This window comes from Candidatus Mycobacterium methanotrophicum, from assembly GCF_023515995.1.
Taxonomy (GTDB): Bacteria; Actinomycetota; Actinomycetes; order Mycobacteriales; family Mycobacteriaceae; genus Mycobacterium; species Mycobacterium methanotrophicum.
Genome location: NZ_CP097320.1, coordinates 4216472 through 4236712, shown reverse-complemented (window position 1 = coordinate 4236712; position 20241 = coordinate 4216472). Strand labels below are relative to the sequence as shown.

15 protein-coding genes, 5 tRNA genes and 3 pseudogenes are annotated in these 20241 nt (G+C 63.9%); 7 read left to right on the top strand and 16 right to left on the bottom strand.

Features of this window, described 5'->3' with window-relative positions; all coding sequences use genetic code 11:
* Position 1 precedes the first annotated feature (1 nt).
* A complete protein-coding gene (locus M5I08_RS22145) occupies positions 2–1102 on the bottom strand; it encodes a F420-dependent hydroxymycolic acid dehydrogenase (RefSeq protein ID WP_219067947.1) in 1101 nt (366 codons plus the stop codon).
* 52 nt (positions 1103–1154) lie between these two features.
* Positions 1155–1243, bottom strand: a tRNA-OTHER gene (locus M5I08_RS22140).
* A gap of 210 nt (positions 1244–1453) precedes the next feature.
* Here M5I08_RS22140 and M5I08_RS22135 point away from each other — a divergent pair.
* Together M5I08_RS22135 and M5I08_RS22130 are read left to right on the top strand one after the other, a co-directional pair.
* Complete coding sequence (locus tag M5I08_RS22135; protein WP_370328530.1) at positions 1454–2113, top strand: IS630 family transposase; 660 nt, start codon at positions 1454–1456, stop codon at positions 2111–2113.
* Positions 2114–2851: 738 nt separating this feature from the next.
* Positions 2852–3079: pseudogene (locus tag M5I08_RS22130) on the top strand (hypothetical protein); the annotation flags it as partial.
* Here M5I08_RS22130 and M5I08_RS22125 read toward each other — a convergent pair.
* The 3 genes from M5I08_RS22125 to M5I08_RS22115 all read right to left on the bottom strand — a co-directional run bounded on the left by M5I08_RS22125 (position 2984) and on the right by M5I08_RS22115 (position 5221).
* The gene (locus M5I08_RS22125) at positions 2984–3973 is read right to left on the bottom strand and encodes an MT-A70 family methyltransferase (protein WP_219067962.1); all 990 of its coding nucleotides are present in this window, start codon (positions 3971–3973) and stop codon (positions 2984–2986) included. The pseudogene M5I08_RS22130 and the gene M5I08_RS22125 overlap by 96 nt on opposite strands.
* Positions 3974–4037: 64 nt before the next feature.
* On the bottom strand, positions 4038–4907 hold the full coding sequence (locus tag M5I08_RS22120) for a BglII/BstYI family type II restriction endonuclease (protein ID WP_219067948.1): 870 nt from the start codon (positions 4905–4907) through the stop codon (positions 4038–4040).
* Positions 4908–5145: 238 nt separating this feature from the next.
* A tRNA-Lys gene (locus M5I08_RS22115) sits at positions 5146–5221 on the bottom strand.
* A gap of 122 nt (positions 5222–5343) precedes the next feature.
* On the opposite strand from M5I08_RS22115, the gene M5I08_RS22110 reads away from it, so the two are divergent.
* The 3 genes from M5I08_RS22110 (at position 5344) to M5I08_RS22100 (ending at position 5630) form a co-directional block, all read left to right on the top strand.
* Positions 5344–5416 (top strand) — tRNA-Glu (locus M5I08_RS22110).
* A 35-nt stretch (positions 5417–5451) separates the two neighbouring features.
* Positions 5452–5525: transfer RNA gene (locus M5I08_RS22105), tRNA-Asp, on the top strand.
* A 28-nt stretch (positions 5526–5553) separates the two neighbouring features.
* A tRNA-Phe gene (locus M5I08_RS22100) sits at positions 5554–5630 on the top strand.
* Between the two features lie 23 nt (positions 5631–5653).
* Here M5I08_RS22100 and M5I08_RS22095 read toward each other — a convergent pair.
* The 6 genes and pseudogenes from M5I08_RS22095 to M5I08_RS22065 form a co-directional block, all read right to left on the bottom strand.
* A pseudogene (locus M5I08_RS22095) lies at positions 5654–6822 on the bottom strand (site-specific integrase).
* Positions 6822–7058 (bottom strand): helix-turn-helix transcriptional regulator, encoded by a 237-nt coding sequence (locus tag M5I08_RS22090; protein WP_219067949.1) that lies wholly within the window; start codon positions 7056–7058, stop codon positions 6822–6824. Before M5I08_RS22090 ends, M5I08_RS22095 begins: the two are co-directional and overlap by 1 nt.
* Positions 7059–7093: 35 nt before the next feature.
* On the bottom strand, positions 7094–8416 hold the full coding sequence (locus tag M5I08_RS22085) for an FtsK/SpoIIIE domain-containing protein (RefSeq protein ID WP_219067950.1): 1323 nt from the start codon (positions 8414–8416) through the stop codon (positions 7094–7096).
* Positions 8413–8835: a plasmid replication, integration and excision activator gene (locus tag M5I08_RS22080; protein WP_219067951.1), complete on the bottom strand. Its 423-nt coding sequence runs from the start codon at positions 8833–8835 to the stop codon at positions 8413–8415. The genes M5I08_RS22085 and M5I08_RS22080 overlap by 4 nt, the downstream gene beginning before the upstream one ends.
* Before the next feature lie 205 nt (positions 8836–9040).
* Positions 9041–9244 (bottom strand): hypothetical protein, encoded by a 204-nt coding sequence (locus tag M5I08_RS22070; protein WP_219067952.1) that lies wholly within the window; start codon positions 9242–9244, stop codon positions 9041–9043.
* A gap of 67 nt (positions 9245–9311) precedes the next feature.
* Complete coding sequence (locus M5I08_RS22065; RefSeq protein ID WP_370328529.1) at positions 9312–10448, bottom strand: type ISP restriction/modification enzyme; 1137 nt, start codon at positions 10446–10448, stop codon at positions 9312–9314.
* Positions 10449–10495: 47 nt separating this feature from the next.
* Between M5I08_RS22065 and M5I08_RS22060 the strand changes: the two genes are divergently transcribed.
* Complete coding sequence (locus tag M5I08_RS22060) at positions 10496–11296, top strand: transposase family protein (RefSeq protein ID WP_249762961.1); 801 nt, start codon at positions 10496–10498, stop codon at positions 11294–11296.
* A 56-nt stretch (positions 11297–11352) separates the two neighbouring features.
* On the opposite strand, the gene M5I08_RS22055 is transcribed toward M5I08_RS22060, so the two are convergent.
* The 3 genes and pseudogenes from M5I08_RS22055 to M5I08_RS22045 form a co-directional block, all read right to left on the bottom strand.
* Positions 11353–11805, bottom strand: coding sequence for a transposase (locus M5I08_RS22055; RefSeq protein ID WP_249762960.1), 453 nt, complete (start codon positions 11803–11805; stop codon positions 11353–11355).
* A 39-nt stretch (positions 11806–11844) separates the two neighbouring features.
* Positions 11845–13092 (bottom strand): ISL3 family transposase, encoded by a 1248-nt coding sequence (locus tag M5I08_RS22050; RefSeq protein WP_249762783.1) that lies wholly within the window; start codon positions 13090–13092, stop codon positions 11845–11847.
* Between the two features lie 155 nt (positions 13093–13247).
* Positions 13248–17099, bottom strand: a pseudogene (locus tag M5I08_RS22045) (DEAD/DEAH box helicase); the annotation flags it as partial.
* Positions 17100–17246: 147 nt separating this feature from the next.
* On the opposite strand from M5I08_RS22045, the gene M5I08_RS22040 reads away from it, so the two are divergent.
* A complete protein-coding gene (locus M5I08_RS22040) occupies positions 17247–18113 on the top strand; it encodes a DUF8757 domain-containing protein (RefSeq protein ID WP_249762959.1) in 867 nt (288 codons plus the stop codon).
* On the opposite strand, the gene M5I08_RS22035 is transcribed toward M5I08_RS22040, so the two are convergent.
* Both M5I08_RS22035 and M5I08_RS22030 read right to left on the bottom strand, forming a co-directional pair.
* Positions 18110–18574 (bottom strand): DUF488 domain-containing protein, encoded by a 465-nt coding sequence (locus tag M5I08_RS22035; protein WP_249762958.1) that lies wholly within the window; start codon positions 18572–18574, stop codon positions 18110–18112. The two genes, M5I08_RS22040 and M5I08_RS22035, sit on opposite strands and share 4 nt — an antisense overlap.
* A 150-nt stretch (positions 18575–18724) precedes the next feature.
* On the bottom strand, positions 18725–19948 hold the full coding sequence (locus M5I08_RS22030; RefSeq protein WP_219068815.1) for a HEPN domain-containing protein: 1224 nt from the start codon (positions 19946–19948) through the stop codon (positions 18725–18727).
* Positions 19949–20241: the final 293 nt, after the last annotated feature.

Genomic DNA, 20241 nt, shown 5'->3' with positions numbered 1-20241 from the left:
GCTACTGCAGGCGCGGCAGCACCGCGGTGCGGTAGAAGTCGATCGCGGCGAGCGGATTTCGTTGGGCGAAATGCATGAACGGCGTAGCGCCGGCGTCCAGAACGGCCTGCACGGCTTTGATATGCGTGGCGGCATCGGTGCCGGTGGTCCAGCCGTGAATGACCTTGTCCAGCGGGTTGGCCTGGGCTGCTTGTTGGATGGCGACGGGATTGGGTTGGTCGACGGCGCCACCGGTGAACCGCCACAGCTCTGCGGCGTGGGTAATTTCGTTCTGGTCGCCGACGACGGCGAACATTTCGGCTCGCTTGCCCAGGCTGCCGGGATCGCGGCCGGAGTCGTATGCGCCCTGGTTGAATGCGGCGATCAGTTTTGGGTTTTTGATGCCGCTGGCCTCGCTGATCCAGCCGTCGCCGTACTGGCCGGCCAGGTGCGCACTCTGCGGGCCGCCCGCAGCGACGAAGATTGGCGGAGGTGATGGGGGCGGGTCATAGAGCTTGAGCTGATCGGTCTGAAAGTAGCGTCCGCGATAGGAGATTCGCTGACCACTCCATAGCTGCCGAATCAGCGCGACGGCTTCGACCAACCGGTCATGGCGCTCCTGGTATGGCCCGAACTGGTTGGTGGCTGCTTGCTCGTTGAGCCGCTCACCGGTGCCGACGCCGAGGAACACGCGGTTTGGATAGAGCAATGCGAGTGACGCAAACGCCTGCGCGACAGTGGTCGGGTGGTAGCGGTAGATGGGACATGTCACGCCGCTGCCGAAGGGGATGTGCTTGGTGCGTTGGCCTACCAGCGCCAGCGTGATCCAGGGGAACATCGAATGGCCTTCGTTGTCCTGCCATGGCTGGAGGTGATCGCTGGCCCACAGGTAGCGGAATCCGGCCTGCTCGGCCACCTGGGCTTGGTCGACGAGTTGGGCGGTGGTGAATTGCTCGTGCGACAGCACGAAGCCGACACTCCGCCCCGATGGCGGCGCCGAGGCCGATGTGGACGGGGAGCCAGCGGGTTGCCTGGCGCCGCAGGCGGCCGCTAGTCCGGCGGCGCCCACCATGGTTGCTCCCGCGGCGAACTGTCCGAATGTGCGCCGTGATATTCCTCTCATGGGCCAGGAGTACCCCGAAATCCGCCGGTGGGCAGGGTCGCCGGCGCTTGCTTGGTGCCCACACTAGGACTCGAACCTAGGACCTGCGCCGTTAATTCGTTACATAATTGTAACCGAGACGTGCCGGCGTTGCTGCACAACGAAACATGTTGGCGTGTGCGGTGATTCGCCTATGGCATCACGCGGGAGACCGAAGGCCGGGCTGGTGTTGACTGACGAGGAGCGCACGACGCTGACGCGGTGGACGCGGCGGCGGAAATCTGCGCAGGCGCTGGCGTTGCGGCCGCGGATCGTGCTCGGCTGTGCTGAGGGCCTGTCGCACAAGCACGTGGCAACGCGAGAACGGGTGTGGTGTCAGAGCCCACGGTGGGAAAGTGGCGGGCCCGGTTCGTCGGATCACGGCTTGACGGGCTGGTCGACGACCCGCGGCCCGGGCGGCCCGCCTCGATCACCGCCGAGCAGGTCGAAGACGTGGTGGTGGCCACCCTGGAATCGACCCCCGCCAACGCTACGCACTGGTCGCGGGCATCGATGGCTCAGCGCTGCGGGCTGTCCAAGTCCACGATCGGGCGGATCTGGAAAGCCTTCGAGCTGCAACCCCATCGCAGCGAGACGTACAAACTGTCCAACGACCCGCTGTTCGTGAACAAGGTTTATGACATCGTCGGGCTCTACCTGGACCCCCCCGAGGCCGCGGTGGTGCTCAGCGTGGACGAGAAGTCCCAGATCCAGGCGCTGGCGCGCAGCCAGCCGGCGTTCCCGATGATGCCCGGGATGCCCGAGAAACGCACCCACGACTACGTCCGGCACGGCACCACCAGCCTGTTCGCCGCCTTCGGCATCAGCGACGGCACGGTCGTCACGTCTTTGCACCGGCGTCACCGCGCCATCGAGTTCCGCAAGTTCCTCGCCAAGATCGACGCCCAGGTCCCTGCTGACCTCGACGTGCACCTGGTCTGCGACAACTACGGCACCCATGTGTGTCCTGAAAGTGAAGTGATGAGGATGTAGAAGATCCCAGCGCGAAGCGTGCTGTGCCAGTGATGGAGGTAGGCCCTCCGGGTTCGCCGAGCAGACGGAGAACTCAAACCGCCGCAGTGTCATGCCGGTCAAGAGCCGGGGTGGGAAGCGACTGCGGAAAAGGCCCGCTCGACGGGTCAGGTATGCGACGAGAAGACGAACAGGTGTGAACCACTGCAGACGCATCGAAACGTAGAACGACGGCGCCGAAACCGGAGGCTGTGGGTATCTCCGGGACAAAGGCCCGCCCGCGGGGCGAGCCCTACGCCAGGGGGCTGGCTGCGTGCTGCCCTGGTGGCGTCCGGTGTATAGGTGGCGTGAGCTTGTCGCGGGCGCTGGCATGGAACAGGAGAACCTGTCGTCTCGATACCGACGGCCCGACGATACCGGCGAGGTGCCGGGTCGGGTCGCTAAAGGGAGGACCCCAAGTGGCCGAAACCGCAAGGGGCAGAGTACCGATGCGAGGCACAGGGGCGGACCGGCTCGTAGTAGCGGTGAGGGCCCTGTAGTGGGGCCGGAGCGAAGGAGTCGGGCGGACCAGATCGGCCTGAGGTCACCCCGTATGGGTAGGAGCTGATGGTTGGATCAAAGCCGAAGGTGAAGTCGTTCGAGATCGATAAACGCCTCGTTCATGGGGCGTGGATGAAGGTCCAGGCCAACGGCGGAGCGCCGGGCGTGGACGCCGTCAGCATCGACGGGTTCCGAAAAGCGGAGAGGGACAACCTCCTCGACTTTCGACACACCTTCGCCACCATGAACTTGAGCGTGGGTGAGCACTACATGCAGGTGTCCAAATGGCTCGGCCACTCTAGTTTCGTGCTGACGCTGTCGACCTACGCGGACTACATCAACGAGGACGAACTATCGGCACCGGAGGTCGGTCGCGGAGTGGTCGCCGCGGATAACGTGGTGGAACCTTGCACCCCTTGTGCGGAAGGTCGTACCTGCCTTCTCTAGAAGCCCGCGTACTCGTGTGATTCCGTAGCCGGTCTCAGCGACAATCTGGCGAATGCTTTCGCCAGACTCGTAGCGGATGCGGAGCTCCTTGCCGACCCTGGCCGCAGTGGCGGGGTCTAGGCGCACATGTTTTGTGACGCGCGGAACTTCAATTGCGCCACCCGCGTACCCCTTGTGCACACGACCGCGCGGCGTTATGCCTTCGGCTGCCTCATCGCCCCATACCGTCCAGCCGGGTTGCGGGCGGCGAGCAAACAGTTCTAGGTACGGGCCGGGGGAGCACGCCTCGATAAATGCGTATTGTTCGTCGGGCTTCCGGGAGTGCTCGCGTTTCCGCGTCTCGATCATGTTGACCTGGCTCCGTGCGGGCGGCAACGTTCGCATGCTGCCACGGACACCAAAGAGGATGACCTCCGTTACGTTGCGAAAGTAGAAACCGACGCCTCGGCCATCGGGTCCGCCGTCCTTACGCCGCTTCGCCCAAACCACATTGGACACATAGCGATAACCCCACGCCTCCATCACCCGAAGTCCTTCGGGGAGTAAAGCATTCGGAACCCAAAGGTACAGATGGGAATCCCGCGCTATAACGTCCGAAACCGGAATGCTGCAGATCGCGTCAACGTCCAAGGTGGAGTAGCGGTCAAGACGGCGATGTTCCGGTGCGACCTTGCCGGTTCTGTTCGTAAACCTCCAAGGCGGATCGGCTAATAGCGTTTTCCAGCCGCCGTCCGTGGTGGGTAGCAGTGTTGGTTCAGCAGCTTCGCGTAGCGGTGTTGCGCGCTGCCGGGTTACATCGTCGAAGGAACTGACCAGTGTCACATCGCCTCCCTTAAGCGAACAAATTAGATCTTCATCGAACAAAATAGATCTTTGGTCAGCATCGTAGGGCATCGAGTCCATAAGTCGTTGGACGCCGCTACCCGTCGGTGTGTTCCACCTGATCCCAAGGCGCGACCTAGACCGTTACGTCGGCTAACGGGGGCATAAGGTCGTCGGCCTCTGCCTTCATCTTGTCGATGAGCGGCTTGGCGTCTCTCAGCCGCTCGTAACCTTTGTCCCGCCAGTGCGCACGCAGATCGTCAGCGTCCCCTAGTAGCTTCTTCACTTTCTGGGCCAAGCCGATACCGGTGATACGCGCTGGCTCGATTCCCACCAACAGAAGCGGACACTCGCCGCCACCGCCTAGGTTCACCTTGGGGATGAGCTTGTCCCAGTGCGTAGACGCTTGACCGTACTTCTTGTTTCGGTCCCTGCTCTTGATCGTGGGATAGATGAGCGCTTGGAGATTCGGTCCTCGGGTGACGATTACCCCGATGGCGATTGCCCCCTCGCGATGAAGCGCTTGGAAGTTGTTGAGGTCGCGGTCATAGAAGGGATCTTTGTTGTTCCACTCCATTTCTACGGCGATGCCGGGGAGCGGCTGCTCAATGGTGCCCTTGCCGAACATGTCGATCTCGTGGCTGTGCGTGCGGCTGGTTTGGAGCGTGGTGCCGTCCAGCTCGACATGCTTGACAATCGTGACGTTCTGCTTACCCCAGATTTTCTGGCCGCCTAGCGTCATCGCCGCCAGAGAGTCGTCGAAACGCTTCACGAACACTGTGCGTCCACCGCCACCCGCCCGAAGCTCATCCAACGTGGGGTGAAACTGATCAAGCGCCGTGACGAGGTCCGCGAATCGCGCGCTAAACGATTCCTTGAGGATTACGTCGGCGTATCGAGTAGCGCCGTAAATGTAGCCGCTCGGCCAACCATCAGTGGTGACCTCACGGACCTCGCCTGCTACGTCGACAGCGTCTTCATCCGGGAACGGGCTCGTTGGGTCCACGCTGGGAAGCTATCAGCAGCACCGCCGGGAGCGGAGCAGTACGGGACTCCTCGCTAGCCGCCAAGCTCCGGCCTGGTTGCGGCACGTCGTGCCCCACGACGGCTCAAAGGTTGCTGACGCGCGCGATACAGGGCGCGGTACCGGTCACTCGCTGACACGGTGCTGACGCGGCGGCCTTGACGGATCGGCGCGGCCGGTGTCGCAAACGCTCGGAAACGCCCTGACTTGGACGTTCACCTGGTGCCCCCACTAGGACTCGAACCTAGGACCTGCGGATTAAAAGTCCGTAGCTCTACCAACTGAGCTATAGGGGCGCGAGGCATAGGATACTGGTTGCGCAATCGTGCTCGTTTGAGGATTAGGTCCACGGTGCCCTAAGCTGGCTTGGCTCCCAACGTAGCCTTTGTTGCGAGTACCCCGGAGTGATTCGGTTCTGGCCCCCATCGTCTAGTGGCCTAGGACGCCGCCCTTTCACGGCGGTAGCACGGGTTCGAATCCCGTTGGGGGTACGCGACGCGGCAACGCGGAGCAGTTGGTACAGCTAGGCCCTGTGGCGCAGTTGGTTAGCGCGCCGCCCTGTCACGGCGGAGGTCGCGGGTTCGAGTCCCGTCAGGGTCGCCGTCGTGCAAGGCACATGATGCCTTCCGGCCAGGTAGCTCAGTCGGTATGAGCGTCCGCCTGAAAAGCGGAAGGTCGCCGGTTCGATCCCGGCCCTGGCCACCACGTTCTACCTGCATAGACACGGATTATGCACTCGGTTGTTGGTTTGATTCGTCCGGTTTCTGTCCGGTCTTCGGTGGTTGAATCTCCGTCGCGTGAAGCTGGTCGAGGTTGGTTGCGACCTGGTCCAGCTCGTCGGCGTAGAGGTCGCTGTAGATGTTGGCGGTGATGGTTGGTGTTGAGTGGCCCATGGTCTTCTGCACGTAGCGAAGGTCGGCGCCGGACTTGCGCCAGGCTGGCATAGGTGTGGCGTAGCTCGTGAATGGTCAGCGATGCCAGGTTCGTTTTCTTGAGGACTTGGTTCCAATGCGTGTGCCGGCGCCAGTTGTTGGATCGCAACAGTTTTCCGTTGGGTGAGGTGACGGCTGGATCGTCGGGTTCCCGGCCGGTGATGCGCGCCTTGAAGATGTCGACGACGACTTGGGGGAGCGGGGCGGTTCTGATCCCGGCTCGGGTCTTGGGCGGTCCGATGACGATGTGGCCTTCTACTTCGGGTGCTGCGCGACGGACGTAGAGGCGACGGGCGCTGAGATCGATGTCCTTGACGCGGAGACCGACGAGTTCGGACCAGCGCAGGCCGGTGTAGGCGAGGATCGTCACGACGTCGCCCTGGTCGCCGCACGCCGTGGCAAGCGTTTGGACTTCCTGCGCGGTCAGGTAGCGGTGACGTTCCCGCTCGGGAATGCGGCCCGCTGAGACACCGAGAGCGGGGTTGCGGTGGATGCGGCCGTCTTGGTGCGCGACGTCGAGGATCGACCGCAGCAGGCGCAGCGTGGACATCTTCGCCCACGGGCCGACCGTCAGGCCGTCAACGAACGCCTGGACGTCGGTGCGGGTGATCTCGTCGACCGGCACGTGGCCAAGGCGTGGCTTGATGCGCAGTTCCCAGTGCTGCGTGTAGCCGCTCCAGGTCTTTGGCGACACGGCTCGGCTTCTTGAACTCCGAGAACTGCGTCCATATCCGGCTCAGGGGTGTGCGGCCCAGACGGGGATCGAACCGACGGGCGCCGAGCGCGGCCTCGTTGTCGCGCTCGGACTTGAACGCTTTCGCCTCGCGGAGGGTGGGGAACGTCGCGGACGTCTCGACCCAGCCAGACGGTGCGTCGGGATCGCGGATCAGGTAGCGGACTTGGTAGCGGGGCTCACCGGCGGCGTTGAGGCGTTTCCGGATGCCGCGTGGCGTGTTGCCGGCCATTACCGGCGCACCTGCTTGAGCCAGGACCGGACTTCGGCCCCATCCCAGCGGCGTACCCGCTCCGACAGGGTGTAGCAGGGCGGCCCAATCTGCTCGCCCGTCGTCTCGCGGAGAGCGGCCCACCGGTTGAGTGTCGCGGCAGAGACGCCAAGGAGCGCCGACACCTGATCTGCGGTCAGCAGCTCAGGAAAGCTCCCGGTGGACACAAGCGCTTCCCGAAGACCGTGAATCACCATGGCATCACCTCGCTGCTTGGATTGAGTCGAACCCGTTATTCACTGCTCTGCCCACCGGCCAACCTCGATCTTGCGTATTGCTTCGCCGTGGCGCGGATTTGATCGTCGGACCAGAAGTCGGATCGGACCTTGGTCGTGTGGCTGTCCTCGGCGATGACGTAGCCGGTGCCGGGTCTGTCGGGGTTTATTCGGTGCGCTGGCGCTCTGTCGGCCATCCCGTCGCCAAGGACCATCGTGACTTCCTCGCGGGATCGCAGTCGAAGCGCGATGGTCTGGGTAAACAGCCCTCGCATCGGCAGGACCTCTTTGCGAGGGTCCTGCAGGAACGCGGCCACCACGATTCCCAGCGCTCGACCTTTGGTGAGGATCCGTGACAACGAGGCGGCGGCTTCCTTACGCAGGGTCGGGTCGCTCTTGTACGCGGTCACTCCGGCCAGCTCGTCGATCAGCAGCACAACGAGGGGTGAGGCATTGGTCGGACGGTGCTCGCGCGTTCGGCCCGCCATCTCGTGGCCGCGCTTGTTCATCAGCTTCTCCAGCCCGGCAAGGGTTTCCGCGGCGTCGGCCTCGGTGGTGGCGATCTTGGTGAATAACCCTGCACCGACTGACAATTCGATGCCGTACTTCAGGTCAATTCCGATGAGATGAACCACTCCGGCGGCGACGGCCGGGCCGAGTTCGCAGGCGATGCCCCAGAAGATGGAGCCTTTGCCCGCGCCCGAGCAGCCCACGGTGAGGGTGTGTCGTCCGCGCAAGGGGAGGGTCCAGGCGGAACCGTCCTCGCGTCGCCCGAGCGCGACTCGTGTTGTTGCGACCGCTGTTGGCGGCGCTGCGTGACCTATCGTCGACAACTGCTCCCGCATGACCAGCTCGACGCGCAGCGTCCCGGGCGAGACGACAACCGTCCGCGCCGAATGTGCGCCAGCAGCGTCGCGGATCGCAGGGACGGCCCGCTCCAGGTCTTCCACCGTCTGTCCCATCCGTGCTCGTACTGTGAGGCGCAGGGTGGTGTGAAATACGTCTGTTCCCAGCAGCTTTGGATGAAACCAACGGGTGGAGGTGACCTGCCGGCCTTCTTTGTTGCGGCGAGTGACCTGCTCGGAGGCGGACAAGCCGCAGCGCTTGCAGAGCCTGTGCCAGGAGGCGTAAGCCCATAGTCGCCAGCGCAGCAGTCGGGCCGGTGTTGCGAACCGTTCTTCGAACGTCTCGGGTGAGTGCAGCCGCCAGGAGATGAGGGTCGCGGCGCTGACTCCTACGAGGATCGCCACCCACAGGCCGAGAGTGGTGAGGAAATTCAAGACGTGATCGAGCCGGAAAGCGGTGTCGGGATCGAGCTGTGCGTACGGATCGGGATTCATGCCGATTCCCGGCTGGCCGTTGTGCCCGCGGATGGCTTGCCCGGTGCTCTCATGTCGGAGGCTCGAAAGGACCAGGCGATCCGGGAGAAGTCGCCCGACTTCTCGACGTATGGCAGTGCCATGAGCCCCTCGAAAACCACTGGGGTAAAGGGTGTCCCGCTGGAATTGGCGGGCGCAGACGGCTGCGTTGGTGATGCGAACTTGATCGTCACCGTTCGGCTGCGCTTCGGCGCCGCCGGATCACCGTCAAGCACCTCGACCTGCCACATCGGCAAGCCGGTATCGCGATCTCTGGCCTGTACGCGGTTTTCGCCGGATGACTTGTCGAAGTCGATCATGGGCGTTACTTCGGATACCAGGAACGCGCCGAGGGCGAACACCTGGTCGTGGCCGATCTGGAGCCATTTGGGGATGGACATTGCTGAGCCTTTCGAGTGGGGAACTAGATTCCCATCCAAAGTGGCACCCAGATGAGGTCTTTAGCGACGCCCCTAGAAAATTGGGGATAGCTCAGTCGGCGAAGGTGCCGGCTTTCACAGCCCGCGTCTTGGACGCGTTCGAAAAGTCGCCGCGGTCGCGGACGTATGGTGGCGTGAATCTCCTGCGCGGGTGAAAGCCCGCGCCCTACCTCGGGAAGAACCGCAGTGTCTGCACTTCGGTGTCCTGCACTACGGTCCACCCGCCGTGTACGGGATCACCTCTCTCGCGCATCGCTTTCGCTGCGTCGAGCAGCACGGTATCGAGACTGCCCCGCAAGACCGTGGTTCTGCCCTCGTCGTCGTAGAGCACCCAGCCGTCGGCGGACTCGCTCAACATGTAGGTCACCATCGCTGGAAGCTATCGCGGTGGACCGACAACGAGTCGGAGTCCGACACGTAGCCCCAGCAGTCGGGTCCTATGCGCTTTCGGCGAGCCCGTCGACGATCTTCATCGTCTCCACAGCGACGGTCGTGACCTTGGCGACCAGATCAACGATGTACCGCGGGTCGTCGTGCTCGTCGCACCAATCGTTGGGGTCGTTCTTGATGCCCGACGGCTTGTCGATCTTGACCTGGTACCGGTCAATGATCCAGGCCAAAGCCGACCGGGAGCCGAGCATGTACCTCTCGGCGTCCTCGGGGATGCCGGTGATCGTGACCTTCGGGTTGTAGATCAGCTTCGTGTGGTCATCGACGTTCTTGCCGGTCTCAGGGTCCTTCTTCTTGGCCCACTTCAGTTTCGTCACCCGCCAGGTCTCGCGGTCGGACGGGTCGGCACCAGCCTTCAACTGCACGTCAACCGGATACGGCTCAACGTCTTCGTACCCGACGTGGAGGTCCGACAGGGCTTGGCCAGCTGATGAAAGTTGCTCGAACCGCTCCCTCGTTTCCGGAGTCGGAATGTGCGGCAGCATCTTCTTCAGATCCGCCGCGTACGTCTCGCGGTAGGCCGGGTCGTGGAGGAGACCGTAGACGTAGAAGAAGATGTCGTCTTTGGTGACCTGGTCGCCGACCGCCTCCCGGTAGAGGCGGAGGATGCCGTCGGTGATGTTGTCAACCCTGCGGTAGCCGTGCACGTCGAAATCGCCGGACTCTCCGGCATCGAGCGCGAGGGTGCCGTCGTCGGGGTGAACCTTCTCGTAGGACCAGCGAGGGAAGAATTGAGCCGTGTACGTAAAGAACGAGAGGTCTGGGACAAGTCCGGTCATCAGGGTTGCGAATGTAGTTCCGTCGCGTGGCGCGAGAACAAGGATCCCGGTGTTGCTTTGATTCGGTGTCGGGAACATCGATGGGAGCTTCCCTCGACGTTCGTTCAGCTGGCTATCGAAGTACACGTGCTGCGTCTGGAACGGCCGATACGAGCCTAGGATCACGCGATCGGCATCAAAACTAATGTGGGCGTCGCGTAAAAGTTGATCCTTCAGGCCACTGCTCCAGGCGATCTGGGTTGCGTCGGGGTCCGTAATTGAGGTTTTCTCACTTGGGGCTCGTGAGTCTGGTGTGACTGGAGTTTTCGGCGTGTCGTAGTGGCTGGGCGTGGGGTCCTTGCTCAAGGATTCGGTTTCGACGAGGAAACCCGCTCCGCTGCAAAGGACCCCACGTGTTCACCTACTCTGCCATCTGCGACGTGCCGGAGGAAACCCTGCTGCATGTGACCGCGCTGCTGCACGTTCACCGGCGCGAGATCAGAACGCGGGCCGGGCGGCGGTCGGGTACGGTGCGCACGCAGGCCAAGCTGGTGCTGCGGTGGTTCCGCGACGACGCCCCGATCCGGTTGTTGGCGATGGAGGCTGGGCTGCCGATCTCCACCAGCTACCGCTATCTGCACGAGGCGATCGACGTGATCGCCGAACAAGCTCCTGACCTGCACGAAGTGCTCGACCGGGCCAAGGCCGAACAGTGGTCGCACGTGACGCTGGACGGGACGCTGATCGCCATCGACCGGGTGGACGAGCGCAACGAGGCCGGCCATCACCGGTGGTATTCGGGCAAGCACAAAACCCAGGGCGGCAATGTGCAGATACTGGCCGACCCGGGCGGGTTCCCGGTGTGGTCGAGCGAGGCCGAGCCGGGCAGCGTGCACGACATCACCGCCGCCCGCGCGCACTGCCTGGGCGCGCTGTACAAGTCCGCGGCCGACGGGGTGCCGACGCTGGCCGACAAGGGCTACGAAGGAGCGGGGATCGGGGTGCACACTCCGGTCAAGGGCCGCGGCCTGGCCGTGGAGAATCAGAGCTACAACATGCTGCTCACCGCGGCGCGTGCCATCGGTGAACGCGCCAACGCCGAACTCAAACAGCGTTGGCGCTGCCTCCGTCGAATCCGCCTGTGTCCAACCAGGATTGGCGCAGTTGTTGCCGCCGCGATCGTACTATCGACTCTCCAACGCGGAAATTACTGAGAAAACGTCATTGAGTCAACAAGTTTGAATCTACTGACGTTTCCGTGGGCGGGGTTTCATGCTGCCCGTCCGGGTAGAGAGGGGCACAGGCCGCCTCGGGTGAGCAGCGCCATGGCGATGAGCGCGTCAGGGCTATGAAACCCGTAGGCACGTTTGGTCAGTGCTCGCAGGTGGGTATTGGTGGCTTCGGAGAGGGCATTCGAGAGCCCATGGTCAAGGGTGTTGGCGATCAGATCGCGGTAGCGGCGGATGGTGCGGGCCAGGGCGACGAACTCGGGGATGCGCGAGTGGCTTGCCCACGACAACCAGCCGGCCAGCAGTTGGTGTCCGGCGCGGCCTTTGACTCGAAACACTTCGCGGAGTTGCTCTTTGAGCAGATACGCCCGGTAGAGAGCGCGGTTGGTGTCGGCGATCGCTGCGAGGCTGCTGCGTTGCTCGCCGGTCAAATCGGCCGGGTTTTTGCGGGTTGCCCACATCGCGTGCCGGTCGCGGACACCAGCTTTGGTCATGGTCCGCGCGGATCTCCTGACGTTTCCGTGGGTCGGGTTTCATGCTGCTCGGCCGGGTAGTGCGGGGCACAGGCCGCCGCGGGTGAGCATGGCCATGCCGATCAGCGCCTCAGGGCTGTGAAACCCGTACGCACGCTTGGTCAAGGCCCGCAGGTGGGTATTGGTGGCTTCCGAGCGGGCATTCGACAGTTGGTGGTCGAGGGTGTTGCCGATGAGCTCCTTGTGACGGCGGACGGTGCGGGCTACGGCGACGAACTCCGGGATGCGCGAGTGCGACGCCCAGGACAGCCAACCGGCCAGCAGACGACGGCCGTCGCGCCCTTTGACCCGGAAGACTTCGCGGAGTTGCTCTTTGAGCAAATACGCCCGATACAGCGTGGCGTTGGTAGCCGTGATTGCGGCCAGGCTGGTGCGTTGCTCACCGGTCAAGTCGGCCGGGTTCTTGCGCACCGCCCACATCGCATGCCGGTCGCGGACGCCGGCGCGGGCCATGGTACGCACCCGCACCTTGTCGAGGGCCTTGAGCGCCCAGGCCACGACATGAAACGGATCCAGGCAGATCACCGCGGCCGGGGCCCGGTCCCGCAGCACGGCGTGAATCCATTCCGCCCCATCACAGCTGACGTGAGTCAACGCCGCGGCACGTTCGGCGCCGAGCTGGTCGAAGAACCGGCCCAGGGTGTCTTTGTTGCGGCCTTCGGCGGCCCACACCAACCTGCCTGTCGTGTGGTCGATCACGCACGTCAAGTAGCGGTGGCCTTTGCGGTAGGCGATCTCGTCGATGCCGATGCGGGTCAGTCCGACGAGCAGGTCGTTGGTGTCGCGGCCATCGGCGACCACCCGGCCCACGATCGCGGCGATGGTGCGCCAGGCCACCCGCAAAAACACCGCGACCACACTGATGGCGGCATGCGCGCTCAGCCACGCGGCTGTGTCCTCAAACGCCCAGGTGTGGCGGGCGCCGGGCCGCGCCCAGGGCACATGCGCCACCACCACTCCATGCTCGGGGCAGGCTACCCGCGGTGCGGCGGCCTGCAGATAGGCCTTCGTCGTCCCCAGATCCAGGCTGCGCCAGCGCCTGATCGCGTCCCCGCCGTCATAGCCCGGACAGCGTTTCTGGCACCGCGAGCACCGGCTGGCCTGGTTTGCCTTGGGCCGCACCGCAAACACCAGCGCTTCGCTGGTCACCGGCCGCTTGCCGCGCGAAGTCTCGGTCTCGATCATCACGTCGTCGATGACCATGTCCTGGCCACCGAGGACCGTCGCGAATACCCTGGATTTGCGCAACGCCGTACACCCCTTCCGTCTTGAACCCGATTGCAGTCCAAAACGTAAGCAGGACACGGCGTTGCGCCCCAAAACCCCTGGTCACGAACCCACAACTATGTCAGAAGAGCCACAAGTTTCTTACGTTCGGCGGGTGTCGCGGAAGTAGTTGCGGCGTTATAGCTCTCGCGCTGCATTTCGTAGAAGGCAATCGTCCGCTTCATCTGCTCGCAGACGGTCCGCGCGGAGAAGCCGTAGCACCATGCATCTCGGTTTGTCTTGAGGCCGCCAGAATGTGTGGCGAACACGGTCAGCGCTTGTTGTCGATCGCCGAGTACCGGCCAAGTGGCGAAGCTGCCGCTGCGTTGGTTGATCCAGTCATCGTGGGTGTTGGGTGTGATTGTCTGCCACTGAACGGATTCGAGGTCAGCACCCGCGACGATGTCCAGCTTGGACTCGCGCGTGAGACCGTCGCCGATGTCGCGGTAGAGGATCTCGCACGGGCCGGCGTGAGAGGGGTTCTTTACTCCGATAAAGATGGCCACGGTGTTTCGACTACCAGACCCGAACACCTTGCCGCCCTCCTTGTGGGAGAGTTCGCCCGCGGTGCGCTGGTTACCGCGCAGGTTGTAGACGTAGATCCGGCTGTACTCGTCGGCCAGGGACAGGCGGACGCCGTCGGCAGTGTTGCCTTCAATCCAGTTTCCGTTGGAGACATACGCGACGACACCGCGGTCCCCAACGCGGTCAGCGGCCCATCGGAACGCCCTTAAGTAGGAGTTGTAGAGGCTGTTCTTCAAGGTTGCGGTTGACCTCTTCGCATATGTATCGACGATTCTCTTGTCCAAGGTCGGGTACTTGAGGTTGGCGTTGAGGTCGTTCGCCGACTCCTGGCCTCCCGAGTAGGGCGGGTTCCCGACGATGATGTGGATCGGCGCGGCGAGCTGCTTGATGATCCGAGAGTTGTTCTGCGGGAACATCTCTGTGTCCATTGAGTCGTCGTCTTCGGTCATCTGGAACGTGTCCGTCAGGACGATCCCCTCGAACGGGCTGTACTCGGTATTCGCCAGTGCGTGGTAGGTGGTCTCGATGTTCACTGCGGCGATGTAGTACGCGAGCAGCATTATTTCGTTGGCGTGCAACTCGCTTGCGTACTTGCGAGCCAGGTCTTCTGAGCGCACCAGACCGGATTGCATGAGCCGGGTGATGAACGTGCCGGTGCCGGCGAAGGGGTCGAGGACGTGTACGGCATTGTCGGTGAGTCCGCGGCCGAAGGCTTCGCGGGAGGCGTGGTCGGCGGCGCGGAGGATGAAGTCGACGATCTCGACCGGCGTGTACACGATGCCCAGTGCCTCAGCCTGTTTCGCGAACCCGACTTTGAAGAACTTCTCGTAGAGTTCGGCAATCACCTGCTGCTTGCCGTCGGCGGTGGTGACCTCTGAGGCGCGGATTCGCACCGAGTCGTAGAAGCCCTGGAGGTGCTCGGTCTCGGCTTCCAAACCTGCCCCGCCGAGCTGGTCGACCATCGCCTGCATCGTCTTCGACACCGGGTTGTGGGCCGCGAACTCGTGGCCGGCGAAGAGGGCGTCGAATACCGGTGCCGTGATCAGATGCTGCGCGAGCATCGAGATTGCATCGTCACGGGTGATGGAGTCGTTGAGGTTGTCCTGCAACCCCTTGTGGAACTTCGCGAACGCCTCGGTCACCGCCGGGTCGGCGCCGTCGATCAGTACTCTGATCCGCGCGATGAGAGCCGCGGCAATGTCCGCGACGTCCTTGGCCCAGTCCTCCCAATAGGTGCGGGTACCGACCTTGTCGACGATGCGGGTGTAGATCGCCTCCTGCCACTCCGACAGCGAGAACAACGCCATCTGCGACGCCAGCCGCCCACTGTCGAATCCGTCCCCGTCCGCAACTCCGGCAGCAGGGTCCGAATCGGTGTCGCCACCGCCGGTGGAGCCGGTGCTCTCACCGTTGCCGATGCTCTCCGGGTTCTCCGCCGTCGGGCCGATGTGCCCACCGAGAAGTTGATCGGAACCCTTTCCGGTGGCTTGCAGTTCCGACGAGGTGTTCAGCGCGATCGAGTTGACCATCGCGTTGAACCGGTCATCGTGAGCGCGCAGAGCATTGAGGACCTGCCACACCACCTTGAATCGGCGATTGTCCGACAGTGCCTGTGACGGTGAGACGCCAGCCGGGACCGCGACCGGCAGGATGATGTATCCGTAGTCCTTGCCCTCGGCTCTGCGCATCACCCGACCTACCGACTGCACCACGTCCACAACGCTATTGCGGGGGTGTAGGAACATCACCGCATCCAGGGCGGGGACGTCGACACCCTCCGACAGGCACCGGGCGTTGGACAGGATGCGGCATTCGTTCTCGGGCAAAGGCGCCTTGAGCCACTTAAGTTCGCGGTTACGCTCCAGCGCGTTGTAGGTGCCGTCGACGTGGTGGACCTGCACGGCGAGATCGAGGTTGGTGGTGTTCACATCGTGGCCGTCGGCGATGCTGTCGGTAAGCATCTCGCGGTAGGTCTCCACGACTCGGGGGAAGAGTTCCGCCACCTTCTTGGACGCAGCGATGTCCTTCGCGAAGGCGACCGCCCGGCGCATCGGTACCTCACCCGGCGCGAATCCTTGACCGTCCGGGGTCTTGCCGGCACGTTTGGCTAGACCGTTCCAGGCGCCGACGATCTTCGTCGCATCGTCGAGGCGCAGGTCTCCGTCGGGGCCGGCGAGCCGGGCCTGCAACGGCGCGGCGACCATCTCCTCGTCCACGGTGAGCACGAGGACCTTGTAGTCGGTGAGCAAGCCCCGCTCCACGGCCTCACCGAACGACAGGCGATGGAACTCAGGGCCGTACTTCGTCTCGTCGTCCATCGAGGTGATCTCGGCGGAATGCTCGTCAGCCTTCGCCTTCACGGTCTCGTCGTAGATCCGCGGCGTCGCCGTCATGTAGAGGCGGCGGGTCGCATGCAGATAGTCCGCGTCGTGGACCCGCACGAAGTTCGACTCGTCGACCCCCTCCAGCGTGACGCCGGTGGTGCGGTGCGCCTCGTCGAAGATCACCAGATCGAACGGCGCTACACCCAACTTCTGCGCATCCGCAATGACCGGCAGCGACTGGTAGGTCGTGAACACCACCGTCAGGCCCTTGGCACGCTTGCGATGCTCCATCTCGTGTACCAGCGTCGCCGCGTTCGTGGTCACTGGGATCGCCACGTCGTAGGTGTTGATGTCCTCCGCCGCGCGGGACACCTTCGTGTCCGAGCAGACAGCGAACGCACGCAGGTCCAGCTGCGTCTGCGCCGTCCACTCCCGCAGCGTCTGACTCAGCAGCGAGATCGACGGAACCGCGAACAGAATCCCTGCGCTACCACCGTTCTCGGTTGCGGTGCGCTCGGCGATCTTGAGCGCGGTGAACGTCTTGCCGGTGCCGCACGCCATGATCAGCTTTCCGCGGTCGTTGCCGGCGGCGAACCCCGCGAACACCTTCTCGATCGCGGTGGCTTGATGCAGGCGCGGCTCGTGACGGGTCGCCTCAAAGACGTCGATCTGTAGGTCGCCGTCTACCCAGGCGATGTCCCAGTCGATCGGCGAGTCAGCGATCTCCGCCAGGCCGATCCGCTGCACCGGGATGGTCTGATCCTCGAGAGCGTCCTCAGCGTTCTTTCCCCACCGGTCGGTGGTGGAGATGATGATTCGGTTCGTGAACGGGTTCTTGCCCGAGGCGGTGAAGAACGAATCGATGTCCTCCTTGCGGAGCTGGTGCGTCGGCTCGTAGAACTTGCACTGGACCGCCGTGTACTCACCGCTGTCGCGCTCGCGGGCGACGAGGTCGATTCCGGTGTCGGGCTTGCCTTTACGGCCAGGCCAGTCGATCCACCGCCACACCGCGTCGTACTGCTGCGACAGCAGCGGATCGAGGTCGAAGTAGCGCACCATGAGCTTCTCGAACTTGGTCCCGCGTTCCGAGTTCGACGGCGCTTCGCGGAACGCCTCCATCACCTCGTGGATCGAACCCATACCCTGCTGCCTCCATACTCGACGTCCTGCAGGAATGAGAGTAGGTTGCCGCAGCGGTCACAACTGAAAGCTCACGATGCGTGCGTGTCGCGGGGCCGGCGCTCCGCTATGAGCGGTTCCGACGCCCAGCATGGATACGCTGCCGAGATGGGAGCCGATGACGCCGCCAAGAACCGCGCTGTGGACCCGAGGTCTCCGCGACTCGGCGAGGAGACCGCCGAGGTCATGATCACGGTCAAGACCTACCCCAACCCCAGCGAGACCTACGGAGAGACCGTGTGCGTGGCCGGCGTCCGCCTCGACCGCGGCCGCCCCGAATGGATCCGGCTCTACCCAGTGAAGTTCCGCAACGCCGATTTCGATAGCCAGTTCAAGAAGCACGAGATCATCCGGATCAACGGCACCTACCACCAAGCCAATGACAACCGTCCCGAGTCGTTCCGGCCGCGCCAGGACGAGATGGTGCACTTCGAGCGCCTCGACTCGAAGAAGAACTGGCTACTGCGCCGCACCAAGCTCAAATCCCTCATCGGCGAGACCACGATGTGCGACCTCCTCGCACAGAACCCTAAAGGCGGCATGGCGACACCGTCGCCGTCGCTCGGGCTGATCAAACCGACCGACATCGAGACGTCTGTGGTCGACGGTGACCCGTGGACGCCGGCTGAACAGGCGAAGGTGAACCAGGCGTCTGAACCCGACCTGTTCGGGACGTCGATCGAGCCGCTGGAGCCCGCCCCGTTCGCGGTCCGATACAAGTACCGTTGCGCCGCCGCGAGGTGCCCGGGGCACGACCAGAAGAACTTGGACTGGGAGGTCGGGCAGGCCGGTCGGCGGTGGCGAACCGAATACGGGGACGCTGGTGCTCGCGAGGCGATGTTGAAGCGGTGGCGTGACGACATGCTCGCCCCCGAGAAGGACATCCACTTCTACGTCGGCAACCAGAACCGTTACCGGCGCAGCTTCTCCGTGCTGGGCACTTGGTACCCGAAGTTCGAGAACGCCTTGTTCTAGACGTGCACCACAGCCGCGTTCGGACGAGTCTCCAACACTCGGTCCACGACTATGTTCCGGTGGCACTCGGCGTGGTCGTGCTCGAAGCACAGCAGCGCCACCGCTCCGCCGTCCAGGAGCTCGCACACGTGCGCGAGCGCATCGCTTGCGTCAGTGGTGTCGAGGACCTCGCGGTACCGTGCCAAGGACTCGGGTTCGCCGGCGCGGAACCCCGCGCGGTTGTCCTTCGGGTTGCCCAGGGCGCGGTGATGGACGTACTCAATCCCGGCGGCGCGCAGGGCCGCGGCGAGCTTCGTCTTCGACAGGCCTGGCTTGCGACTAAGCGGTGTCAGGCGCACGTCCACGAGCACTCGCACGTCCTGGCCGAGTAGTTGAGCAACGAGGTCGCCGACGGTCTTCCCCTCGTAGCCGATGCTGACCAGGGTCCCGTCTCCGTTGTACTTGGAGTCAGCTGATGCCACGTGACTATGGTGCACCACGCCGTCCTGGGAGCTGGCGGCAACCGGCGAAGACGCGGCGCGGGGTCACAGCCTCCTGTTTGGAAGCGGCCGGTGCCGGGCAGACGTCGAACCACACGGCTCTGGCGCTCGCACCGCTCGGCGGAGAGCCATCTACTCCTTTTCGAACACCTTCGGCCATATGCTTCGCCAGTTCCTCGCATCGCGCTCGAAACGGCTGTTCGCACGCACCGCGTCGGCCAAACGCTCCGATGGAACACCCGCCTCCAGCAGCAGGCACACCGTGAGAACCCACCGCAGTGACCGCGTGATGTAGTGCATCTCGGCGAGGTCGGGATTCTCCTCCTCCGAACGCAGTCCATGCGCGAGAGTGTTCCGCTGATCAGTCACCGCACGCTTCCAACGGTTGATCCGGCCAACGCACTCCGGAACAGCCTCGGCCGCCCGGCTCGCCAAGGTCTCGATGCGGATGGGAAACGATGGCTCGTAGAGGTACTGACCGATTGCCTGCGTCAGCGCCTGACGCACCTCATCGGGAATGTCGGCGTCCTTCAACCCGGCCGTGGCCTCGTCGACCGTCTCCGCCGTCCATCGACGTACGTCCGGATACAGCCGCCGATGGAGATTCTCCGCGGCGGTGCACAGGCTCAGCGCTTCGGTCTCCACGGTCTGGAACTCCCCGGCGCAGGACGCCGCAAGAATCTGCGGCACCGGCGATACCCGCTGCGAGAGTTCAAGCCACCGGCCGATGAAGTCGGCGCCACCAGCACCTTCGAGTGTGAGGAGAGACTCCTCGGCGGAATCGCGAGGCGCGGACCCGTCGACCACGCGGCCGTACACGTCTGCGGAGCCTCCGCGCGGGACCGACAGGTTTAGCTGGCGGACGCGGCACTCGGCCCCGTTGAGGATCGTGAGCACCGTTGCGATCGGTATCGCGACGGTGGACACCATCGTGGACAACGGAAGCGCGTGGTCGAACGCCAGCTTGAGGCGTGTACCCGTCGTGAGGACGATGTCCGGTCCACCGAGCGTCGGGATTGACGCCAGCGGCTCGAACCGCACCTTCCCGGCTCCGGGAGTCGACACACCCCCCTCCGCAGCGTCCGGCGGGTCGTAGACCCACTGCATCGGCGTCATACCGGTTTCGGGCAACTCGGTGCGCACCGAAGGCAGCTTGGCGAACGCATGGAGGCCGGTGACATCCAAGGTCACCACGTCGAACTCGGTCTCGTCGTCCGGGAACAGCGCGCCGACGAAGCACCAGTCTGCCCGCAGTACCTCGCGGCTGTGAGGTTCGTCTTCTCCAGGGCTCGGGAAGCCCAACATCTGGCGGCGCACGGAACGTAGACCCCATAGCGACACTTCGCCGGGGCTCATTGCTGTGCCCTCCTAGCACGACGGCGTCGTCAGTCACGCGTTGCTGTGGCGGGCCGCCGGCGAAGGATCCAGGTCCGCGTCGTGTCCACTCGACCATCGGGTTGAAGCTGGGACTGACCTCAAGCTCGACGCGGTTGTCCCGGAATCGAAGCACTCCGGTGCGAGGTGGTGTTGCCGTGGTCTCAGCGGCCGATGCCTTGGGCACCACCTGGAACTGTCCGATGGTCTCGGGGGTCTGCTCGGGGAACCGATCTGCCATACCCGAAATGTATGCCGAAAGGTGGTGCAGGCCG